Raw genomic sequence first — 21,308 nt, 5'->3', positions numbered from 1 at the left:
GACGATGCCAGATGACCAGTATGCTTTCCCGGAAAAAATGCATCGGGTCGTGGATATCCCCTTCGATCACCGTTACCAGCCGGGCAGTCCTGTCGTCCACTTCCAGTTTCATGGTGACCATGGGCTCGAACAGGCGGCAGAATTCAAACGCCTGGCGATAGACCGCCTCGAGATTGGGACAGTCGATAACCAGCGCGCACATGGTGGCGAACGTGCCGGTGCGGCAGCGTCTCGGGCCCAGGCCCATAAACTCATCGTTCATTGCGTTCCAGGTAGCCTGCATCAGCCGGCTGTACTGGGTGCTGCTCACCCGGGCCATTTCGATCTTCAGCAGGTCCGGTGAAATTCCGGCCTCGCGCAGCATTGTATGGGTATCAATCCCCGCTCTTTCGGCCCCAACCAATGCGGCTTCCACGAAGTGCCTGGAAACGGTGAGTTCCGACATATCATCCTTTATCCTTATTGAACGAAGCCCATCATAAAACCCCTTGGGTACAATGCAACCATCACTCTCGCGCCGCACTGGAAGAAATGGTCAATTGGAATGATGGAACCGGCAGTTGGCCCCGCGGGGAAAACAGGGCAGCATCAGGGTTGTCCAAAAATAGAGAAGGAGGTTTGCATGCCCGGCCCACTGAGCAACCTGAAGGTTCTGGATTTCAGTACATTGCTGCCAGGCCCCTACGCTACCATGCTGCTGGCGGATATGGGCGCGGATGTATTGCGGGTGGAGGCCCCTGGCCGCCTGGACCTGACCCGAGTGATGCCGCCGCTGGAAGATGGCGTCAGTACGTCCCACACCTTCCTCAATCGGGGTAAGCGCTCCCTTGGGCTGGATTTGAAGCAAGAGGGCAGTGCGGACCTGGTCAAGCAGTTGGTGACAGAGTACGACGTGGTGATTGAACAGTTTCGACCCGGCGTTATGGACCGGCTTGGGATTGGTTATGAAACCCTCAAGGCCATCAACCCCAATCTTATTTACTGCGCGATTACCGGTTACGGTCAGACTGGCCCCTACAAGGATCGGGCAGGGCATGATATCAACTACCTTTCACTGGCAGGAGTTTCCAGCCATTGTGGTCGCCGGGAAACCGGGCCACCACCGATGGGTATCCAGGTTGCCGATGTGGCAGGCGGCTCACACCATGCCGTTATGGGGATACTGGCGGCTGTGATTCACCGCCAGCAAACAGGAGAGGGGCAGTTTATCGATATCAGCATGACCGACGCCGCCTTTGCCCTCAATACGATGGCCGGTGCTGCAGCCTTGGCGGGAGGGCAGGAACAGAAGCCGGAAAGCTCCATGCTCAACGGCGGCACCTTCTACGACTACTACCAGACCAGCGACGGCCGATGGTTGTCTGTGGGTAGCCTGGAGCCCCAGTTTTCCGACCGGCTTTGTGATGCCCTGGGTATCCCCGACATGAAGAGCTTTGCCTTGAGCCAGAACCCTGAGCACCAGCAGGCCATCCGGGAGGCGTTGAAGTCCAACATTGCACAAAAAACGTTGGCACAATGGCAGGACGTATTTGCGAACGTTGATGCGTGCGTGGAGCCGGTGCTGACCATTACCGAGGCAGCCGAACATCCTCAGCTGAAAGCGCGCGGCATGGTTATTGATGTGGCAAAAGGGGCTGGGGGGACCCAAAAGCAGATTGGCCACCCGATAAAATTCAGTGCAACGCCCTGTGAGAGCCGTTATATCGGCCGGACACTGGGGGCCGACAACGGCGATTTCTGAGGCGTCCGGGTGGCGGCCAACTTCACATTATTGCGGCCATCGTGTTTCGCCGCATACAGTGCCTGATCGGCCCTGAGCAGGGTGTCGTCCGTGCTTTCTTCGCGGTGATACTCTGCCACGCCAATCGATACGGTTACCCGGAAATCATCCCCGATATCGGGAAACGTCAGGCGCTCTATGGTTTCCCGCACTCTTTCTGCCTTAATGCGCGCGCCTTCAAGGGGAGTCTGTGGGAGGACCAGCAGGAATTCTTCTCCCCCGTAACGGCCAAAACAGTCGATGGTTCTCAGCCCGTCTTTCACTGAGCGAGCGACGGCCTGCAGAATCATGTCCCCGGCCTGGTGCCCGTAGGTATCATTGACCTCTTTGAAGTGATCAATGTCCATCAGGCAAATGGAGAATGAGCCCGGCATTCGGCTGTAGCGATTAGACTCCTCTGAGATGACCTCGAACAGCCGGCGGCGATTGTAGACGCCAGTCAAGGCATCCACGTTCACCAGTTCCCGAATCTGCTCCATGGCTTCACCCAGTTCCAGGTTGCGTTGCCGCAGCTTGCCCCGAAGGCTGCTGATGAAGCCGCCAATAATGGTAATTTCAGCCATAACAAGGGCGAAGGCCACCGTTTGCAGAATCTCTAGTTCACTGTTAAGTACCTCTGGCCGGTACGCCCACAGGCCGAGATGTAGCAGGCCATACAATGCAAAAAACCATACCCCCACAACAATGAACTGGCGGGTTGTCAGCGCGAGGATGCCAAACAGCATGGGCACGACTGCGATCAGAAGGAAGATGGCTCGGGCCTGACCAGCCTCCAGGAAAGCCATTACCCAGATAGGGGGAAGCAGGGACACGATCATCTGTGCCGATGTCATGCTTGGATCATGGAACTTCAGGTTTCGACCGGTATGGATCAACCACCAGAAAGTGGCATTGATCAGTGAGGCGAATGCCAGAAATCCCACCGTTACGCCTAACGAAATCAGGCCCTGCACCCAGCAGTATACGACGATGCTGAACGTGACCATGTAGGACCCGAAAGACATTCCGAGTCGCCGTATGCGAAGCTTCTGCTCCCGTTCGGTGTTTTGAGCCGGAGATCTGTTGGCCCCGGTATTGTCAGGTTGACTCATAGGCTACTTGTTGTTGGGAATCCGAAGGTCGCAAGGGACGTGAATCGCAATAGTGCCACGCTGTACAAACAGGATATGTGAAATGTTTCATAATGCCACCCAGTAAAGAAGTGAATCATAAATCAACCCTTAGCTAACGAGAGGTTTGTCTGCTAATTTGTGATAGTGAGTCATCTTTGGCTTACCCATAACAATCACAATGGACGAATCACTATGAAATCGCTTCGCAAACCTTTCAGGAGCGCAGACAAAAGCGCGTTGAAAGCGGCCGGGGTAGCGCTGGCCAGCAGCTTTCTGATTGCAGGATGTTTCGACGGAAGCAGTTCTTCTTCCGACTCCGATAGCTCGGTGAACGAACAGCTTTTCCCGGCGGACGGTACATTTGAGGCAACTATAAGGAGGACTACGAACGGGGTTCCGCACGTGAAAGCGGACAATCTCGCGTCTGCGGCGTTTGGTGCGGGCTACGCTCAAACTCAGGACAACGTATGCCTGCTTGCAGAGGCCATTGTCAAAGCCAGAAGTGAGCGCGCGAAATATTTTGGCCCTGGGCCGGACGACATTAACGTTATCAACGACTTCAGCTACAAAGCACAGAAGATTCTCAGCGGGGCAGAAGAGGAATATCCCAATCTGAGTGCTGAAACCCGTGCCATGATTGAGGGCTTCGCGGCTGGTTACAATCAATACGTGAACGAAACCGCACCAGGAGACTTGCCGAGCGAGTGTCGTGATCAACCCTGGGTGAAGGAAATCACGCCGGTAGACCTGTTCGCTCACTATCGCATCGTTGGCCAGTATGCCAGTGGCGCACTGTTTGCCACGGGAGCCGTATTTGTTGCTGTACCCGATGGCGAGTCGCCTCTGCCGACGCCGGTTGCAAGCGTAACTGGCACTGAGGGCAAAGAACAGGAGAGTGACCTGAAGCGTATGGTGGCGAACGCTCACACAGGCGCCTCAAGCCAGACCGATTTTCAGGACATCGGCCTTGGCAGTAATGCGTGGGGCATTGGCGGCGATATGTCGGAGCAGGGCAAGGGTGCTTTGCTGGCCAATCCACATTTCCCCTACACGGGACATCGTAGGCTTTACCAGGTTCAGTTGACCGTTCCTGGGTATCTGAACACCAACGGCGCAGGTTTGTTGGGGACGGCCATCCCATTGATCAACTTCAATGAGAATCTGGCCTGGTCTCATACTGTAACCACCAGTCGTCGGTTCACGCTTTACGAACTCACGCTCAAGGACGGTGACAACTTCACCTACATAAAGGATGGTGAGGAAAAACCGATCACCTCTGAGACCTATCAGATTGAGGTAAACACTGGAGGGCCGGCACCGTTGGTGCTGGAGAAAACCTTCTACTTCTCTGAATATGGCCCGATGCTGGCAGCGGACGCTGTCACTGGCGGGGCTCTCCCGGCCTGGGGAGCCAACGGAACGGCATATACCTACCGGGATGCCAATGCCGGTACGGAAAAACTGCTGGACACCTGGTTGCAGATGAGCAGAGCATCCAACCTGGATGAATTTCAGGCCGTCTTTGAAAACTGTGGCACAACGTTCTGGACCAACACCACCTATGCTGACGATCAGGGTAACGCCTATTACATTGACAGCAGTTCGGTGCCAAATCTCTCGGGTGCCGCGCTTGCGGTGGTGGACTTCAAGCGTTCGGTGAATGCCGGGTACAACCAGTTGTTCAATAATGGCTTGACCCTGCTGGATGGCAGTAAGTCCCGTGATGACTGGGTTGAAGGGGAGTGTGACGGTCTCGTACCGTTCGAGCAGCGTCCCCAGATGGTCCGTACGGATTGGGTTCAGAACTCCAATGACAGCTATTGGTCGACCAACCCGGATCAGTTCCTGACGGGCTTTTCGCCGCTCTTTGGCTCTGAGGAAACGCCGCTTAACCCGCGGACTCGCATCGGGATCTCAATGCTGAAGAATCCTATGGATGCCGGTTTTGCGGATCGAGCACCGGCGGGGCAGGATGGAAAGTTCGGGGCTATTGATCTCATCGAAGTGATCTACAACAACCGTACCTGGTACACGGATATGTTCCTGACAGAGCTCAGGTCTCGATGCACAACGATCGGAGCGACCCCCGTTAACCTGTCCGCCGGAGGTGCACGCACCGTCGATACGGCATGTGACGTGCTGCAGAGCTGGGACGGTGTTTACAACACCGACAGTATCGGTGCTCATGTCTTCAGAGTGTTTATCGCCAATTACCGGGATGACTTCGGGACGGACCTGACTGTGCCGTTCGACGCAGCCGATCCTGTCGCGACACCGTCAACCCCCTCGGCAGCGAATGCCGGAACCGCTGACGATACGATGTTGATTGCGCTGGCGGATGGTCTGGAAGCGCTTGATTCCGTCAATATTGCCTACGACTCACCTCTGGGAGACGTTCAGTACTACCAGCCCACAGGTGGTGTTCCACCAGGCGGCGCACCAACAAATCTCGGTAACCCGTTTCCGTGGCATGGCGGGGATGGCTCCATTGACGGTGCTTTTAACGCTATTGGAGTAGTGACGAGCCAAGTAGCTGAGGACACTGTCTTTCCGCGGATCGCTCCAGAAGTCATCTCCAATACGGCAGGCCTCTCCGACCAGTCGGGTGAAGGATGGCAGATGGCTAGAGGCACAAGCTGGCACTTCGGTTTGGAGTTTACTGACCAGGGGCCGGTAGCATACGGGCTGACCAGCTATTCCCAGTCTTCCGATGCGGACTCGACCCACTTCAATGACCAAAGCCTGCGGTATTCTGAAGAGGATTATCGCCAGTTCTGGTTTAACGAGGCGGACATCGAGGCCAACCTCTTGGCCAATGGAGAAATAACAATCACCAATTGATGGTGATTGCAAAGAAAGGTAGGTCGTACGAGCGCGGGCGGAGTGACTTTGCCCGCGCTTTTTTTGCGTCCACAGAAACCAGCAAACAAAAAAGGGGTGGCTTCCGCCACCCCTTCCTATATCGACTGAAGTTCTCAGTCTTGTTGTACGATCTCAGTGATATCGGGATCCAGCCCAGCGTCAGGAACAACCGCTGTTCCCATTGCACCTATCACTGTGGCGGTCTGGGAGACCATCTCCGTGAACACTCTTACATCCAGCTCCCCACCCTGAGGCAGAACAGGAGTGCTGTGAGTACCGGCGAGATAGCGGGTGATAGCGGCGTTATCCAGCGGAACGGGTGTTCCGCTACCAGTAACGGCCGTTGCTCCGAGAAGCTCGGCAAACGGTTCAGTACCGGACAGATACGCGTCAAAAGCCTGACCCAAAGGGTTTGCCAGAGGATCATTCGGGATGACCTGATCTCCGTTTACCTGTGACAGCAACACCGCACTACCAGAAGCGTTCAGGCTGGCCGCGAAGTTAATCGGGTCCGCGGAGTCCAGTGCGGCCTGGAAGACGTTGAAGAACGTTTCCAGGTCTGCGTCACCTTGCTCAAGACCTGCCGCGGCCTGGAGTCCACCCAGAATCTCGGGGGCAAAGGCCGGAGAGTTCTCAAGCAATCTGACGATGCCAGCGCCCGGAGTGAGAAGCTGTGCGGCAACGATGTCGTCGTCCGGGTTGCTGCTTTCATTGGCAACTGCAACAAACGGTGCGCCTACAATGGTACCCAGAGAGTGACCTGTGAAGTAGACGCTACTTGCGTCGAGGTCTGCGCCAGCGGTGCCATCAAAGTCTAATCCGCCGAGGGAAGCGCGAACGTTCAGCAAGTCCACAATGGCCTGACGGTTTTTGTCACGGGAATTCGTGAAGTTGGTCAGGTTGATGAACAGGCTTCCAGATTCACCCGAGGTAGCGGTCATTGCCGTTGGCATATTCGCAGCGTTCGCGGTGAAGTCGAAGTGGCGTTCGTTCTCGGTCTTGGCAATACCGGGAACCGTGGAGCCGGCGTTTGCTACGGTGTTCTCAAACGAGCGCAAAGAACGAATGGCTGCGTCCAGAAGCGGTGCCTGAGCTGCTGGGGCGCCAAAGTCTTCGGTTGAACCGCCTGCAACAACTGCGGTTACAACAGTACTAGCGGTCGCAGCATCTACGCTGAGTGCCCCGGCCGTAAAGCCTACCGCGATCTGACCCGCGATCACTGCATCGATATTGGCTTCTGAGGGTGCCAGAGAGGCAGGTAGTCCACCTTCCTGACCTGAGGTCAATAGCTGCTCGGCCAAGCCTTCCTGCTCAGCTGTACTGAACGGAGTAACACCATGGAGCGGCTGGTCAATAACGACAACGGCCACCTGAGAGTTATGAGCCAATGCACTACCGAAGGTTAGCGCAGAGCTTCGGTCGGTCGTAATGCCGTGCATATACATGACGGTTTCCAGCGGTGTGCTGCCATCATAGCCGGCCGGGTAGAAGACCATGATCGGGACTGTGACTTCCTGGGTTTCAGCCGGGAATGGGAAACGATAGTTAACAACCTGGCTGACGGTCGGATCCGATTGGGCCAGTGAAACGCCCAGCTGATCTCCGGCAGCTGCAGCTAGAGCTGCATTAGCGGTCCAGCTCTGGGTGTTAATGACGGATCCTTCTGCATCAGAGGAGCCGGTTGGTACGGCGAGGTAATAGGGTAGGTCGATAGTTCCCTGAACCAGATTCACCTGCCCGAAGTCCACAAACTGGCTGGCCACGGCAGAAACCTGGGTTACGTCTTGCGGAGCGCCGAAGCTGGCTGTAGAGCTTTGATCACTGGGTGTCGGCAGAAGATTAGCTGTGGTAAAGGCGCCAACGAGTGCATCGGCCTGACCGTCCGCGGTTGCATCTGCGGCTGCAACGGCATTGTTGCCGATGGTGTTGAGCGCGAAGAAATCGGTTTCGCCTGCTTCGCGGGCGTCAGAGACGGCACCGAAGCGCACCGAGCCAAGGATGGTTTCCTTGAAGAAGGCCTTTGGGTCGGCGATGTACTGAAGAACACGCTGATCGTTGGATGTCGTGAAGCTATAAGAGATCGCGATATCGTCTTCAGTCAGGGCGTTGCCTGGGCGAGCCTGGTTCGGAACGCCGAAGAAGTTGGCAGCGACTTTTTCCCAGAAGCCATCCACGATTCTGCGGACCGGGGCCAACGCGGTGGGGTTGCCTAGAACTGCGTTAGGATCCGATACGTCTGTATACAGTGGGGATTTGATGATTGGATCGCCATTAACGTCCAATACTTCATTTGTCACTACGACGAGGTAGCGCTTGAACGGGTTAAGAGGCTTGGTTGGGTTGATTCGAATGGCTGAGTCGCCGTCCAGAGTCACGACTTCAGCAACGTAATCCGGAGATTGCGCGAGGCTTCCCAGATAAGCACCTGCCTGCGCCTGGTCGCGGCCACTCAGGTCCTGAGGCGCAGCGCCGGCGGCAACTTGTGCGGTGATGGCCAAAGGAATAGTGGGTGATTCACCTGCGCCGAGACCTTGCACGGGGTCGCCGCCTGCGTACTGGAGTTCAATCAGGAAAACGTTCTGGTTCGGGTTTGGAATCAGGCTGGTTGGATCGGTCGGATCCGCAAAAATAAAGGCCCTTGAATCCACGGAGTCCGCATCAATCTGTCCGTTGAACTGAACTACTGGCGGCGCAACCGTTGATGCGCCGCTGAGTTGATTTAACGCAGTTGTCACGGGCGGCGAGGAGTCAGCAACGCTAAAGGAGCCATCGGCTTCGCTGATGGTGGTAGCCGGGTTGTCTGAACGGAATATCAGGTCATTTGGTATGGGAAGGTCACCTGTGACCGGATTGAATAGTGGCCAGGTTTTCCCGTCAAAGTTGGGGTTACTAATCTTATAATCGGGATTCGCGTTACTGGACCCGGAACCAGCGCTGTCAAAGCAGCCTGTCAGTCCAACGGAAGAAGCCACGGCAAGACTTATTAGAGTTTTCTTGAACATGGGTGGAACCTTTTCCTGTTGTTGTGTCGTTATGTTCGGCAGCTGACGGGGCCGGTCTGGCCCGGTAAACCCGTTGTCAGTGGCCTGGTTTGCTTAGCTGTTGTCTGAAATTCTGGCCAGCGCTCTGTGCCTGATTTCTGTAACTCTGACTATAGCGGCAGTAAAGCAACAGTTGATCGCTCTAAAGTGTGATTCTGATCATTGGGAGCCTACCCGCACGGTCGGAGTTCGGCTTCATTGAAAAATAGTTGGCCCCGAGACTTTTGTCGAGTCTTTCGGGGCAGGGGTAGCCAGCCTAGCTGAAGCTTGAGAAATCCGGTTTCCGCTTTTCAGTGAAGGCCTTGATGGCTTCGGCATTTTCCGGTGACTTCAGGCGTTCTGAGAAGAGTTTGCCTTCGGCCAGCATGGTGGTTTTCAGCGCATCTCCGCTGGCCCGGTTCAGCAATTCACGGGTGGCGCGGACGGCCGCCGGGGGCTGGGCTGCAAGCCGTGCGCAGGCTTCCAGAGCCGTGGTTTCAGTTTGTGACGGTTCGCACACCTGGTTGATCAGCCCCAGGCGCTGAGCATCTTCGGCTGTAAATGCGCCGCCCAGCATCAACAACTCCGCAGCGCGTACCCGGCCGAGCCAGGAGGGCAGCAATAGGCTGGAGCCGCCTTCCGGGCACAGGCCTAGATTGGCAAAAGGCATCTGGAAGCGGGTGTTGTTGCCGGCAAACACCAAATCGCAATGCAGCAGCATGGTGGTGCCGATGCCCACGGCGGGGCCATTCACTGAGGCTACGATCGGTTTGTTGGTGGTGGCCATCAGGAACAGGAACCGGCCTACAGGGGTGTCTTCAAACTCGCCGGGCAGGCCCGCGGCAAAATCGCTCAAGTCGTTCCCGGCTGTGAAGCACTCATCGCTCCCGGTGTACAGAATACAGCGAATGTCGCTGTCGTCGCGGGCCTGTTCAATCGCATCACCGAGGGCGGTGTACATATCATGGGTGAGGGCGTTTTTGCGGTCCAGGCGGTTAATCCTGACGGTTAGGATATGGTTCTTTTTTTCAGTTAGGACGAGGTCGGTCACGATGTCTCCTGCTGTTTTTATATCGAAGATACCAGCAATGTTACATTTTTTCGTGGCCGTTTAGGCAAGTTTGTCGTTAAAAACCTTCGCGCCGGGTTTGGTCCCTCGGTATTGGATTTTCTGGTAAACTTCGCGCTTCCTTTATTAGACACGTTTAAAACCCCTACTAGACAAACCAGACCTGATGAGACGCCTATGACCACCGTAATCCGCCAGGACGACCTGATCGAGAGCGTAGCGGACGCGCTGCAGTTCATCTCCTATTACCATCCGAAAGACTTTATTCAGGCTGTACACGAGGCCTATAAGAAGGAAGAGTCCCAGGCGGCCAAGGATGCCATGGCACAGATTCTGATTAACTCCCGCATGTGCGCTCAGGGCAAGCGGCCACTGTGCCAGGACACTGGCATCGTTACGGTGTTTGTGACGGTCGGTATGGATGTGCAATGGGATGCCGACATGGCGCTGGACGATATTATCAATGAGGGCGTTCGCCGGGCTTACATGCACCCGGACAACGTGCTGCGTGCCTCTATCCTGGCCGATCCGGACGGCAAGCGCACCAATACCAAGGACAACACACCTGCCATCATCCACTACAAGATTGTGCCGGGTAATACCGTGGATGTGCATGTGGCTGCGAAAGGCGGCGGTTCCGAGGCCAAGTCAAAATTCGCCATGCTGAACCCATCGGATTCCGTGGTGGACTGGGTGCTGAAAATGGTGCCGCAGATGGGCGCTGGCTGGTGTCCGCCGGGCATGTTGGGTATTGGCGTAGGCGGCACTGCTGAAAAAGCAATGGAGCTGGCCAAGGAGTCGCTGCTGGACCCGATTGATATCCATGACCTGCAGGCCCGTGGTGCTTCCAACCGTTCCGAGGAGCTGCGTCTGGAACTGTTTGACAAGGTGAATGAGCTGGGTATTGGTGCCCAGGGTCTCGGTGGCTTGACCACGGTTCTGGATGTGAAGGTCAAAGACTACCCGACCCATGCTGCCAACAAGCCGGTGGCGATCATTCCCAACTGCGCGGCCACCCGTCACGCACACTTCGTTCTGGACGGCTCCGGCCCTTCATTGCAAACCCCGCCGAGCCTGGACGACTGGCCGGAAATTACCTGGGAAGTGGGTGACAGCGTTCGCCGCGTGAACCTGGATACGGTTACACCGGAAGACGTGAAAGACTGGAAACCGGGCGAAACCGTGCTGCTCTCCGGCAAGATGCTGACCGGCCGTGATGCTGCCCACAAGAAGATGGTGGACATGATCGAGCGCGGTGAGGAACTGCCGGTGGACCTGAAAGGCCGCTTCATCTATTACGTCGGCCCGGTCGACCCTGTGCGCGAGGAAGTGGTTGGTCCCGCGGGCCCCACCACCGCCACCCGCATGGACAAGTTCACCCGCACCATGCTGGAGAAAACCGGCCTTACCGGCATGATCGGCAAGGCTGAGCGCGGCCAGGTGGCCATTGATGCCATCCGCGAGTTCGGTGCTGTCTATCTGATGGCCGTTGGTGGTTCTGCCTATTTGGTGTCCAAGGCCATCAAACACGCGGAAGTGGTTGCCTTCGAAGAGCTGGGGATGGAAGCCATCTACGAATTTGAGGTGGAAGACATGCCCGTTACGGTCGCGGTGGATTCCAAGGGCTCCTCTGTTCACCAGACCGGCCCTGCCGAATGGCACGAGAAGATTATCACCGCCAAGGCGGTGTGATCCTTACGAGAACTCAGGAAGAACAACTGATACTCAGATGCTTCCCCCAGTCCGGGGGAGGCGCTGAGTATTGTTCGAATTCCGGCTGTTCATCGAACGGTTTCTTCAATACCTCCAGCAACTCCTTCATAGGCTCGTAGTCGCCGTTCTGGGCTTCCAGGATCACCTGCTGCGCAAGATAGTTCCTTAGAATGTACTTAGGGTTCACCTTCCGCATCTGGTATTCCCGCTCGTCATGGGCGCGGGTTTCGGATTGCAGGCGCTGTTCATACCGCTCGAGCCATTCATCCGCCACACTGCGGTCCACAAACAGGTCGCGGATCGGCGAAGAGCCTTTCGATGTGAGGTTGGATAGTCCCCGGAAAAACAGCGTGTAGTCCACATGATGCTCGTGCAGCATGCTGAAGGTGTCCATTATCAGGCTGAGGTCGGATTCGTCTTCCTGGGCCAGCCCCAGCTTATCCCGCATGTTTTGCAGGAAGCGTTCGTTGTAGGCGAGCTCGTAACGCCGCAGCCCCCGTCTTACGTCGTCCTCGTTCATGATCGGAAGCAGCGTGTTCGCAAGATACTGGCAGTTCACAAACCCGACACTGGGCTGGCGATTGTAGGCGTAGCGTCCGCCCTGGTCGGTATGATTGCAGATGTAACCGGCGTCGAAATCGTCCAGGAAGGCATAAGGGCCGTAGTCAAAGGTGTCCCCGATAATCGACATGTTGTCGCTGTTCATCACCCCATGGCAGAACCCCACGGCCTGCCAGTCGGCAATCATCCGCGCCGTGCGCTCGACCACCTCGACATACCAGCGTTGATAGCGTTCGTCCTCCGGGAGGTCGATCAGGTGAGGGAAGTGCAGCGCAATCACATGTTCAATCAGCGTTTTCAGGGCCTGTTTGCCCTCATGATGCGCCGCGAACTCAAAATGCCCGAATCGGATGTGCGTCTGGGCCACTCTCACCAACGCCGCCGCCGTCTCAATCGACTCACGCCGCACCGGGTCTTTCGCGCTCACCATGAACAATGCCCGAGTGGTGGGAATTCCCAGCGCTGCCATCGCCTCGCTGCACAGGTATTCGCGGATCGTGGAGCGCAGAACGGCCTTGCCGTCCCCGAACCGGGAATAGGGCGTTGTCCCAGCCCCCTTCAGGTGCCAGTCCCAGCGTCGCCCATCAGGGCCCACCGTCTCCCATAACAGTAGCCCACGGCCGTCGCCCAGGTCCGGGTTATACATTCCGAACTGGTGCCCGGTGTATTTCATCGCCACCGGGTCCATGCCTTCCAGCAATTCCGTCCCGGCACCAATGCCGGTCCAGTCCTCGGGGTTCTGCGTGTGAAAACCCATCTCCCCGGCCAGGTCGTGGTTAAAACACACCATCCGGGCATCCCTCAACGGCGTGGGCGGCACCCGGGTGTAAAAACTGTCCGGAAGCTCAAGATAACGATGTTCGACTTTAAACGGGTTGCTGCTCATAGCGTCAGTGTCCCAGATAACTCCAATCTCCCACAAACCAAATAACCACTGCCTATACTCCAATTGGTACAAAACCTGCAAAACTCAAAACAAACCAACAGGGAAGCCGTCAACCGTGTCCTCACCCGAATTGACCAATACCATCCGTACATTGATCAAGCAGGAATCCCTTCCCGATTCCTACGCCGACACCGTCAAAAAGACCATCCTACCCCTGGCCCAGCACCTGCACAGCCTCAAACAGGCCCGAAACGAGCCCATCGTCATTGGCATCCACGGCGCCCAGGGTACTGGAAAATCCACGCTGACCCTGTTTCTCCGGGAACTGCTGACCAATCATTATCGAATCCCCACGGCCAGTTTTTCCCTCGACGACCTCTATCTCACCCGTGCAGAGCGGGAGCAGCGAGCAAACGAAATCCACCCGCTGTTCATTACCCGGGGCGTTCCCGGCACCCACGACCTGGCATTGGGGCAGCACGTTGTTGACCAACTGAAAGCCGCCCACCGGGACACGGAAACCGCCATTCCAGCGTTTGATAAGTCCCGGGATGACCGTTACCCGAAAGCACAGTGGCCTGTTTTCAAGGGCAGGGCCGACATCATCCTGGTGGAGGGCTGGTGCGTGGGAGCCGTTCCAGCGGGTGGCGAAGAGGAATTGATGGAGCCAGCCAACGAACTGGAGCGGTCCGAGGACCCTGAAGGCCTGTGGCGTCGAAACGTCAATAGCTGCCTGAAAGGGGAGTATGGCCGGTTTTTCAGCCAGCTCGACAGCCTGATCATGCTGCGAGCTCCCTCCATGGAGTGCGTGCTGACATGGCGCACCCTACAGGAGCAGAAGTTAAGGGATCGTTCTCGGGCTGCACCAAAAGAGAGCGCGTCTGATCAAAAGGCCGGGAATGAGTTACGCATCATGAGCAATGAGGAAATTGCCCGATTCATCATGCACTACGAACGGATCACCCGCGCCAGCCTGCAAGAAATGCCCGCCCGCGCCGATTGCGTGATCAATGTCGGTGAAGACCACAGTTTCGGTGAACCGCTGATCCGTCAGCGCCAATAGAGGACATTGCCATGGCCAAACCCAGACTGCTCCTGTTTTCCGACCTGGACGGCACACTTCTGGACCACGACAGTTACGACTGGTCGCCCGCGAAGCCAGCGCTTGAGCGGCTGGCGGCGGCAGACATCCCGGTGGTGCTCAATTCCAGTAAAACCGCAGGAGAGATACAGGCCGTGCGGGAGCAACTGGGAAACACGGCGCCTTTCATTGTTGAAAATGGCGCTGCCGTTATTGTCCCCGCGAACTGTTTTGGACCGGGCCCTGAGCAAGTGCAGAGTTTTGGGGCATCCCGGGATGAGGTGTTAACCCTGCTGAAGGAATGTCGGGCTGAGGGTTTTCAGTTCCGCAGTTTTGCGGATATGAGCCCGGCGGAGCTGGCCGGGCACGCCAACCTCTCTGAATCCGAAGCCGAACTGGCGAAAGACCGCGCCGGCACAGAGCCATTGCTGTGGGAAGGAGACGAGGATTCGCTGGCCAGATTTCGCGAGAAATTGGATGAACACGACTGCCGCCTGGTGCAAGGCGGGCGCTTTCTCCATGCCATGGGCACTTTTGATAAAGCCGATGGGGTCCGTTTTTTGCTGGGTAAATACAGGGAACACTTTGAGCAGGACCGGCTGATTGCCATTGCACTGGGCGACAGTCCCAACGACCAACACATGCTGGAGGAAGCCGATATCGCGGTTATCGTTCGGGGCGTCCACTCAGAGAGCGTATCCCTGCCATCCCAGAGCCGGGCAATACGGTCCATTAAGGCCGGTCCGGCGGGGTGGAACGAATGCGTGCTGAATCTTCTGATTGAGTACGGTTACTGAAACCGGGTACTAACCACAGGAGAGCCGCCATGGGCGACTTTTACCAGAACGGCATCATCACAACCCTTCATAACCTGTGCCGACGGCCGGTGGAAGAGCTGGAGCGGGAACTTATGGGGTTCCGCAAAGAGCGACCGATGTCGCTGGTGCTGCCATCCCTGTACTCAGAGCTTGAAGGCCCGGCCCTTAAGAACATTGTGAAAGAACTCGCCAAAGTGCCGTACCTCGAGCAGATCGTCATCGGCCTTGATCGCGCCAACGAGGAGGAATATCGGCACGCCCTGGCGTATTTCTCCGAACTGCCCCAGCATGTGCGTGTGCTCTGGAACGACGGCCCACGGCTGAAAGCGCTGGATTTGCAACTGCGCGAGCAGAACCTGGCACCCACAGAAATGGGTAAGGGGAGGAACGTCTGGTATTGCTTTGGTTACGTGCTTGCCTCCGGCAAGAGCAAATCGGTTGCCCTCCACGACTGCGACATCCTGACCTATTCCCGTGACCTGGTGGCAAGGCTGATCTACCCGGTGGCCAATCCCGGTTTCAATTACATGTTCTGCAAAGGCTACTACGCCCGGGTAGCGGATGGCGCAATGAACGGCCGTGTTAGTCGGTTGCTGGTCACACCCCTGATTCGTGCGCTGAAGAAAGTGTGCGGCCCTAGCGACTTCCTGGACTATCTCGACAGCTACCGGTATCCGCTGGCGGGGGAATTCTCGTTCCGGACCGACGTCATTAACGACTTGCGCATACCCAGCGACTGGGGGCTGGAAGTGGGCGTGCTCTCGGAGATGAAGCGCAACTATGCCACCAACCGCCTTTGCCAGGTGGACATCGCGGATACCTACGATCATAAGCATCAGGAATTATCGCCGGAGGACGCCAGCCGCGGCCTGTCCAAAATGAGCACCGACATCAGCAAGGCCCTGTTCCGCAAGCTGGCCACCAATGGCGAAATCTTCTCCAACGAAAAGTTCCGCACCATCAAGGCGGCCTACTTCCGCATTGCCCTGGACTTTGTCGAAACCTACCAGAGTGACGCGGTGATCAACGGACTGAGCTTTGACCGGCACAAGGAAGAGAAAGCGGTGGAGTTGTTTGCCCAGAATGTCATGCGGGCAGGGGCATACTTTCTGGACAACCCCATGGACACACCGTTTATTCCGAGCTGGAATCGCGTCACCAGTGCCATTCCGGATATCAAGCAACAGCTTCTCGAGGCCGTAGAGCTGGACAACGAGGAGTATCGGTAGCATGAGCAATACCCTGCATCACAAGCTCGCCACGATGCTGGATGTGGTTTACCCGGAAGCGGATACGGGCGTCCTCGCGGATCAACTGCTCGAAACCATGGGGCTGGCGTGGGATACGTCGGCGCCCCCGGCCCACCAGAATAACTGGGACGAATCTGATGTCATGCTGATCGCATACGCGGACACCGTCCAGCGCAAGGGTGAGAAGCCACTTCAGACCCTGAACCGGTTTCTCGACGACTGCCTGAATGACACCGTGTCCGCCGTGCATATCCTGCCGTTTTTCCCCTACAGCTCGGACGACGGTTTTTCCGTTATGGATTATCTGGCGGTCAATGAATCCCATGGCGACTGGACAGACATCGAGCGAATAGCTGACGACTACAAACTGATGGCGGACCTGGTGATCAACCACATGTCGGCCCGCAGCAGGTGGTTCGAGAACTTCCGGAAACGGATCGATCCTGGCAAGGATTACTTCTTCGAGGCCAGGCCAACAGACGACCTGAGCGCTGTGGTCCGGCCCCGCACATCCCCGTTGCTTAACGCTGTACAGACAGAGGATGGCGAGCGTTACGTCTGGTGCACCTTCAGTGAAGACCAGGTGGACCTGAATTTTGCAAACCCCCAGGTGCTGAACGAATTTGTGGGCATCATCCGCTACTATCTCGAGCGGGGCGTGACCATTTTCCGGCTCGACGCGGTGGCTTTTCTATGGAAAGAGGTGGGTACGCCGTCCATCCATCTGCAGCAAACCCACGAACTGATCAAGATTCTGCGCCTGTTGATTGAACACCACACCCCCGAGAGCGTTGTCATTACGGAAACCAACGTTCCCAACCGCGAGAATCTGACTTACTTCGGCAACGCCAACGAAGCCCATGTGATCTACAACTTTTCGTTGCCGCCGCTGCTGATCAACACTCTGGTCACTGGCAACTGCCGCCACCTGAAAACCTGGCTGATGAGCATGCCGCCGGCGCAGATGGGCACCACCTATCTCAACTTCATTGCCTCCCATGATGGCGTGGGCCTGCGCCCAACAGACGGCCTGTTGACGGAAGAAGAGAAGCTGCGACTGATCAACACCATGGAATCCTTCGGCGGTAAAGTCTCCTATCGGCGTACGCCAGATGGCAAGGATCAGCCCTATGAAATGAACGTGGCGTTGTTTGATGCCTTAAAGGGAACAGCGGAGAGAGGCGCTGACCATTGGCAGTTGCACCGCTTTATCTGCGCTCATACCGTTATGCTGGCCCTGGAAGGGATTCCTGCGTTCTACATCCACAGCCTGCTGGGCACTGAGAACGACCATGAGCGGGTTAAGAACACCGGTCGCCTGCGTTCCATCAACCGCGGGCAGTGGAACCTGGACACTTTGGAAGCTGAGCTGGCGGACCCGCTAAGCCATCATCACAACGTGTTCACCGAGCTCAAGCGCCTGATTGCCATTCGCCGCAAGCAGCCCGCCTTCCACCCCAACGCTACCCAGTTCACTCTCCATCTCGGTTTGCAGCTGTTCGGGTTCTGGCGCCAGAGCATGCGACGTGACCAGTCAATCTTCTGCATTCACAACATCACCGATGAGGTCCAGCAGGTGTCCCTTGGCGACATTAACCTGATAGGAACCGACGAGTGGCAGGACCTGATCTCTGGCCTGAAGATTGACGACCTGTCTGGCAGCCTGACTCTCAAGCCCTATCAAAGTGTGTGGTTGTCGAACCGGGAATGATGGCAGAATGCGCGGATGCCATCGACAGCCCAGCCCCGCATTCTATTATTGTCCGCCTACGACGCCGGCAGCCATCAACGCTGGCGTGAACAACTGGTGGCCAGCCAGCCCGATTTCGATTGGGAGGTGCTGGCGCTCCCGCCCCGCTTTTTTCGCTGGCGGATTCGCGGCAATGCACTGACCTGGCTACAGGAGCCGGCGCTAAAGGCCCACTATGATCTCCTGGTGGTGACCTCCATGGTGGATCTGGCGTCCCTGAAGGGATTCCATCCTCATCTGGCGCGTACGCCTACGATTCTCTACATGCATGAGAACCAGTTTGCCTACCCGGATTCCGGCCGGCAGCATTCCAGTGCCGAGCCCAAAATCGTTAATCTCTACAGCGCCGTTGCCGCGGATAAAGTGCTGTTCAACAGCGCGTGGAACCGGGACAGCTTTCTGGATGGCGCCCGACGTTTCCTGGAAATGATGCCGGACGGGCTCCCCGATGGCCTGCTGGAGGGTATCGGCAGGAAATCCCAGGTCGTTCCCGTGCCGATCGAAGACCGCCTGTTTGTTGAAAGAGAGAAACCGATCAACGCACAGTGCCCTCATCTCCTATGGAATCACCGCTGGGAATACGACAAGGCGCCAGACCGGCTGTCTTTGTTGCTGGATTCGCTTGCCGACGCCGGCCAGGACTTCCGGTTGAGTGTGGTAGGGGAGCAGTTTCGCAAGGAGCCCGAGGCATTCGGTGGTATACGTGAGCGACACCGGGAGCGCATAGTGAACTGGGGATACCTGCAGAGCAGGGCGGATTACGACCGGTTGCTGGGCGAAGCTGATGTGGCTATCTCCACCGCTCTTCATGATTTCCAGGGGCTGTCGGTATTGGAGGCGATGGCATCTGGCTGCCTGGCATTGGCGCCGGACCGGCTGGCCTACCCGGAATATGTACCAGCGGCGCAACGCTATGCCTGTCACGTGGATAATCCAGCGGCGGAGGCTGACGCCGCGGCCGGTCTACTAAGCCGCTTAATACATCAACCACCGGAGACTTGCAGGCTCGGAGATTGGCGGCTCAGTGAACTGCAAATGAAATATTACAAAGTGATCAGTGCAACCCTGGGCCAGCAGACGGTATCCTGAGCCTGACCCAAAACACGGAGTAAGCGCAGATGATGAGAGCCATCAAAGTCAGTGGCGACACACTGAGCTGGGAAGCGTATGAAGCGCCTTCCGAGGTGCCCGAAAATCATGTGGCTATTGATATTGCGTGGACCGCCATCAACCGTGCGGATCTGATGCAGAAAGCCGGTGTCTATCCGCCACCGCCTGGCGCGTCGGACATCCTGGGCCTCGAAGTCAGCGGGACTATTTCCAGGGTGGGAGAGGGTGTTCATAACCTCAAACCCGGTGATGAAGTCTGCGCACTGCTTACGGGCGGTGGTTATGCCACCCATGTGGTGGTGCCTGCGGTTCAGGTGTTGCCCGTTCCAAAGGGTTACAGCCTGAAAGAGGCAGCGGCCATTCCTGAAGTGTTTGCGACCGCCTGGCTGAATCTCTATCACGAAGCTGCACTCAAGCCTGGGGAGAAAGTGCTGGTCCACGCAGCGGCCAGTGGCCTTGGTACGGCCGTGATTCAATTGGCAACGGCTCTCGGCAATCCGGTGTTTGCCACGGCCGGCGACAACGACAAACTCGAGATCTGCAGAAGGCTGGGCGCCAGCGGTGTCTGGAATCGCAAGGACGGTTCGTTCGTCGATGCCATCAAATCCTGGGGCGGGGTGGACATGGTGCTGGACCCCGTTGGCGGAAACTACATCGCCGAAGACCAGAAAGTATTGAATATGGATGGCCGAATCATACTCATTGGCCTGATGGGCGGTCGTATGGCGGAAGTCGATCTGGGGTTGATGTTGATGAAACGCCATCGCCTGATCGGTTCAACCCTTCGGTCCCGGCCCGTGGCGGACAAGGGTGATGTCATGAGTGCCCTGTATAAGCATGTCTGGCCACTGCTCAGTGCCCGGCAGATTGATCCGGTGATTGATAGTGCCTGGCCTATCGAGAAGGCGGGGGAAGCCATGGCCTATGTGGCGGAGAATCGAAACATCGGGAAAGTCTTGTTGCAGGTTGCCGGGTAAACCTCCTTCCCTGGAGGTTTTCCGGATCAATCGGCGATGTGTACCAACTGCTTGCCGAAGTTTTTCCCTTTCAGCATACCCTTGAAGGCTTCCGGTGCGTTTTCCAGGCCTTCCGCGATGGTCTCGCGGTATTTGAGTTCGCCAGAAGCAACACGGTCCGCCAGGATATTGGTGATTTCCTGATGTTTGTCTTGCCACTCTGTGACCAGGAAGAAACGGTGCTCCGGCACCGGGTCCAGCGCCTTGAGTACGTGGAAAGGTGTTTCCACGGACCCCATGTCCTCGGCATTGTAAGCGGACACGAAGCCGCAGATAGGTACCCGAGCGCCAGGGTTGAGTAACGGCGCCACAGCACGGGTCACGGCACCGCCCACGTTTTCGAAGTAGATGTCGATGCCGTCGGGGCAGGCGGCCTTGAGATCGGCTTCGAGGTTGCCGGCCTTATAATCCACGCAGGCATCAAAACCCAACTCTTCCACCACATACCGGCATTTCTCAGGTCCCCCGGCCACGCCGACGGTACGGCAACCTTCTTTCCTGGCAGTTTGACCAACCACCGTGCCCACCGGGCCAGACGCGGCGGACACCACAACGGTCTCGCCGGATGTCGGCTTGCCCACATACATCAGGCCGCAATAACCGGTGCGTCCGGGCATCCCGGCAACGCCAAGGTAGGCCTGCAGGGGCACGTTGTCCTTCGGTTCAATCTTGTAGACCATCTCCGCATTGGCAGGGAACACTACATACTCCTGCCAGCCCGAGTAGCAGGTCACCAGGTCATCCACTTTGAGGTCGTCTGACCGGGACTCGACGATCCGTGCGACGCTTTCGCCAACGACGACCTCATCAAGGCCAATAGGATCCATGTAGCCCTTGGCATCGTTCATGCGGGGGCGCATGTAAGGGTCCAGCGACAGCCATAGCACTTTGGCCAGGACCTCACCTTCTTTCAGTTCGCGGACTGGCCGCTCTTCAAGGGTCAGGTCACCCTCCTGAATTTCGCCCTGCGGGCGCTGCTTGAGAATCACCGCTCGATTGGTATGGTTGGTCACAAATCATCTCCGGTTGCATAATGAAACCAGATTAGGGTGCAGCAGATTCGTTTTGAGGTCAACATCCCGGCTTTGCGAAACCGGGGTTACATTCTCCTGCCTGATCGTTATAATCACCCAAGCTCAGGACGAGCTGTTTGTTGAACGACGCCAATTTCAGACATCTTCAGGGATCGAAGACATGCCCCAGGCAACCGGACTGCAGTTCACGGCCACCCTTGGCCAACTCCCCAAAGACCTGTTCGTGGTCGCCCGTTTCGAGCTGAC

15 protein-coding genes are annotated in these 21,308 nt (G+C 56.9%); 9 read left to right on the top strand and 6 right to left on the bottom strand.

The genetic code is table 11. The features are described 5' to 3' along the window. A partial coding sequence (locus tag AXW11_RS18950; RefSeq protein ID WP_286792565.1) for an AraC family transcriptional regulator ligand-binding domain-containing protein occupies positions 1-445 on the bottom strand: 445 nt, incomplete at its 3' end. Between the two features lie 177 nt (positions 446-622). Here AXW11_RS18950 and AXW11_RS18945 point away from each other — a divergent pair. Continuing rightward, a complete protein-coding gene (locus tag AXW11_RS18945) occupies positions 623-1,741 on the top strand; it encodes a CaiB/BaiF CoA transferase family protein (protein ID WP_041334760.1) in 1,119 nt (372 codons plus the stop codon). Here the strand turns inward: AXW11_RS18945 and AXW11_RS18940 are convergent. Then, positions 1,699-2,784: a GGDEF domain-containing protein gene (locus AXW11_RS18940; protein ID WP_177190664.1), complete on the bottom strand. Its 1,086-nt coding sequence runs from the start codon at positions 2,782-2,784 to the stop codon at positions 1,699-1,701. The two genes, AXW11_RS18945 and AXW11_RS18940, sit on opposite strands and share 43 nt — an antisense overlap. A 300-nt stretch (positions 2,785-3,084) precedes the next feature. On the opposite strand from AXW11_RS18940, the gene AXW11_RS18935 reads away from it, so the two are divergent. Next, positions 3,085-5,733: a penicillin acylase family protein gene (locus AXW11_RS18935; RefSeq protein WP_091644485.1), complete on the top strand. Its 2,649-nt coding sequence runs from the start codon at positions 3,085-3,087 to the stop codon at positions 5,731-5,733. A gap of 134 nt (positions 5,734-5,867) precedes the next feature. Here AXW11_RS18935 and AXW11_RS18930 read toward each other — a convergent pair whose 3' ends face one another. After that, on the bottom strand, positions 5,868-8,756 hold the full coding sequence (locus tag AXW11_RS18930; protein ID WP_052479509.1) for a hypothetical protein: 2,889 nt from the start codon (positions 8,754-8,756) through the stop codon (positions 5,868-5,870). A 295-nt stretch (positions 8,757-9,051) separates the two neighbouring features. Continuing rightward, positions 9,052-9,825, bottom strand: a complete 774-nt coding sequence (locus AXW11_RS18925) for an enoyl-CoA hydratase (RefSeq protein ID WP_041334766.1) — start codon at positions 9,823-9,825, stop codon at positions 9,052-9,054. 195 nt (positions 9,826-10,020) lie between these two features. Here AXW11_RS18925 and AXW11_RS18920 point away from each other — a divergent pair, with 195 nt between their 5' ends. Then, positions 10,021-11,535 carry a fumarate hydratase gene (locus AXW11_RS18920; protein ID WP_036206052.1) on the top strand — a complete coding sequence of 505 codons (1,515 nt, stop codon included), beginning with the start codon at positions 10,021-10,023 and terminating at the stop codon, positions 11,533-11,535. Positions 11,536-11,548: 13 nt separating this feature from the next. On the opposite strand, the gene AXW11_RS18915 is transcribed toward AXW11_RS18920, so the two are convergent. After that, a complete protein-coding gene (locus AXW11_RS18915) occupies positions 11,549-13,003 on the bottom strand; it encodes a protein adenylyltransferase SelO (RefSeq protein ID WP_091644488.1) in 1,455 nt (484 codons plus the stop codon). 115 nt (positions 13,004-13,118) lie between these two features. Here AXW11_RS18915 and AXW11_RS18910 point away from each other — a divergent pair, with 115 nt between their 5' ends. From AXW11_RS18910 to AXW11_RS18885, 6 genes are read left to right on the top strand one after another with little or no spacing between them, the layout of a single operon-like run. Next, entirely contained in the window at positions 13,119-14,066 is a 948-nt protein-coding gene (locus AXW11_RS18910; protein ID WP_258955234.1) for a hypothetical protein, read from the top strand. An 11-nt stretch (positions 14,067-14,077) separates the two neighbouring features. Further along, complete coding sequence (locus AXW11_RS18905) at positions 14,078-14,881, top strand: HAD-IIB family hydrolase (protein WP_091644491.1); 804 nt, start codon at positions 14,078-14,080, stop codon at positions 14,879-14,881. Positions 14,882-14,910: 29 nt separating this feature from the next. Continuing rightward, positions 14,911-16,131, top strand: a complete 1,221-nt coding sequence (locus AXW11_RS18900; RefSeq protein WP_036206058.1) for a glycosyltransferase family protein — start codon at positions 14,911-14,913, stop codon at positions 16,129-16,131. Between the two features lies 1 nt (position 16,132). Next, on the top strand, positions 16,133-17,863 hold the full coding sequence (locus tag AXW11_RS18895) for a sugar phosphorylase (RefSeq protein WP_091644494.1): 1,731 nt from the start codon (positions 16,133-16,135) through the stop codon (positions 17,861-17,863). A 15-nt stretch (positions 17,864-17,878) separates the two neighbouring features. Beyond that, the gene (locus tag AXW11_RS18890; RefSeq protein WP_041334770.1) at positions 17,879-18,991 is read left to right on the top strand and encodes a tRNA-queuosine alpha-mannosyltransferase domain-containing protein; all 1,113 of its coding nucleotides are present in this window, start codon (positions 17,879-17,881) and stop codon (positions 18,989-18,991) included. A gap of 32 nt (positions 18,992-19,023) precedes the next feature. Next, positions 19,024-19,989, top strand: coding sequence for an NAD(P)H-quinone oxidoreductase (locus tag AXW11_RS18885; protein WP_036206891.1), 966 nt, complete (start codon positions 19,024-19,026; stop codon positions 19,987-19,989). A gap of 26 nt (positions 19,990-20,015) precedes the next feature. On the opposite strand, the gene AXW11_RS18880 is transcribed toward AXW11_RS18885, so the two are convergent. Beyond that, a complete protein-coding gene (locus AXW11_RS18880; protein ID WP_091644497.1) occupies positions 20,016-21,041 on the bottom strand; it encodes an NADP-dependent oxidoreductase in 1,026 nt (341 codons plus the stop codon). Between the last annotated feature and the right edge of the window lie 267 nt (positions 21,042-21,308).

This window comes from Marinobacter sp. Hex_13, assembly GCF_001566815.1.
Classification (GTDB): domain Bacteria; phylum Pseudomonadota; class Gammaproteobacteria; order Pseudomonadales; family Oleiphilaceae; genus Marinobacter; species Marinobacter salarius.
This window is presented reverse-complemented; position numbering and strand designations above follow the sequence as displayed.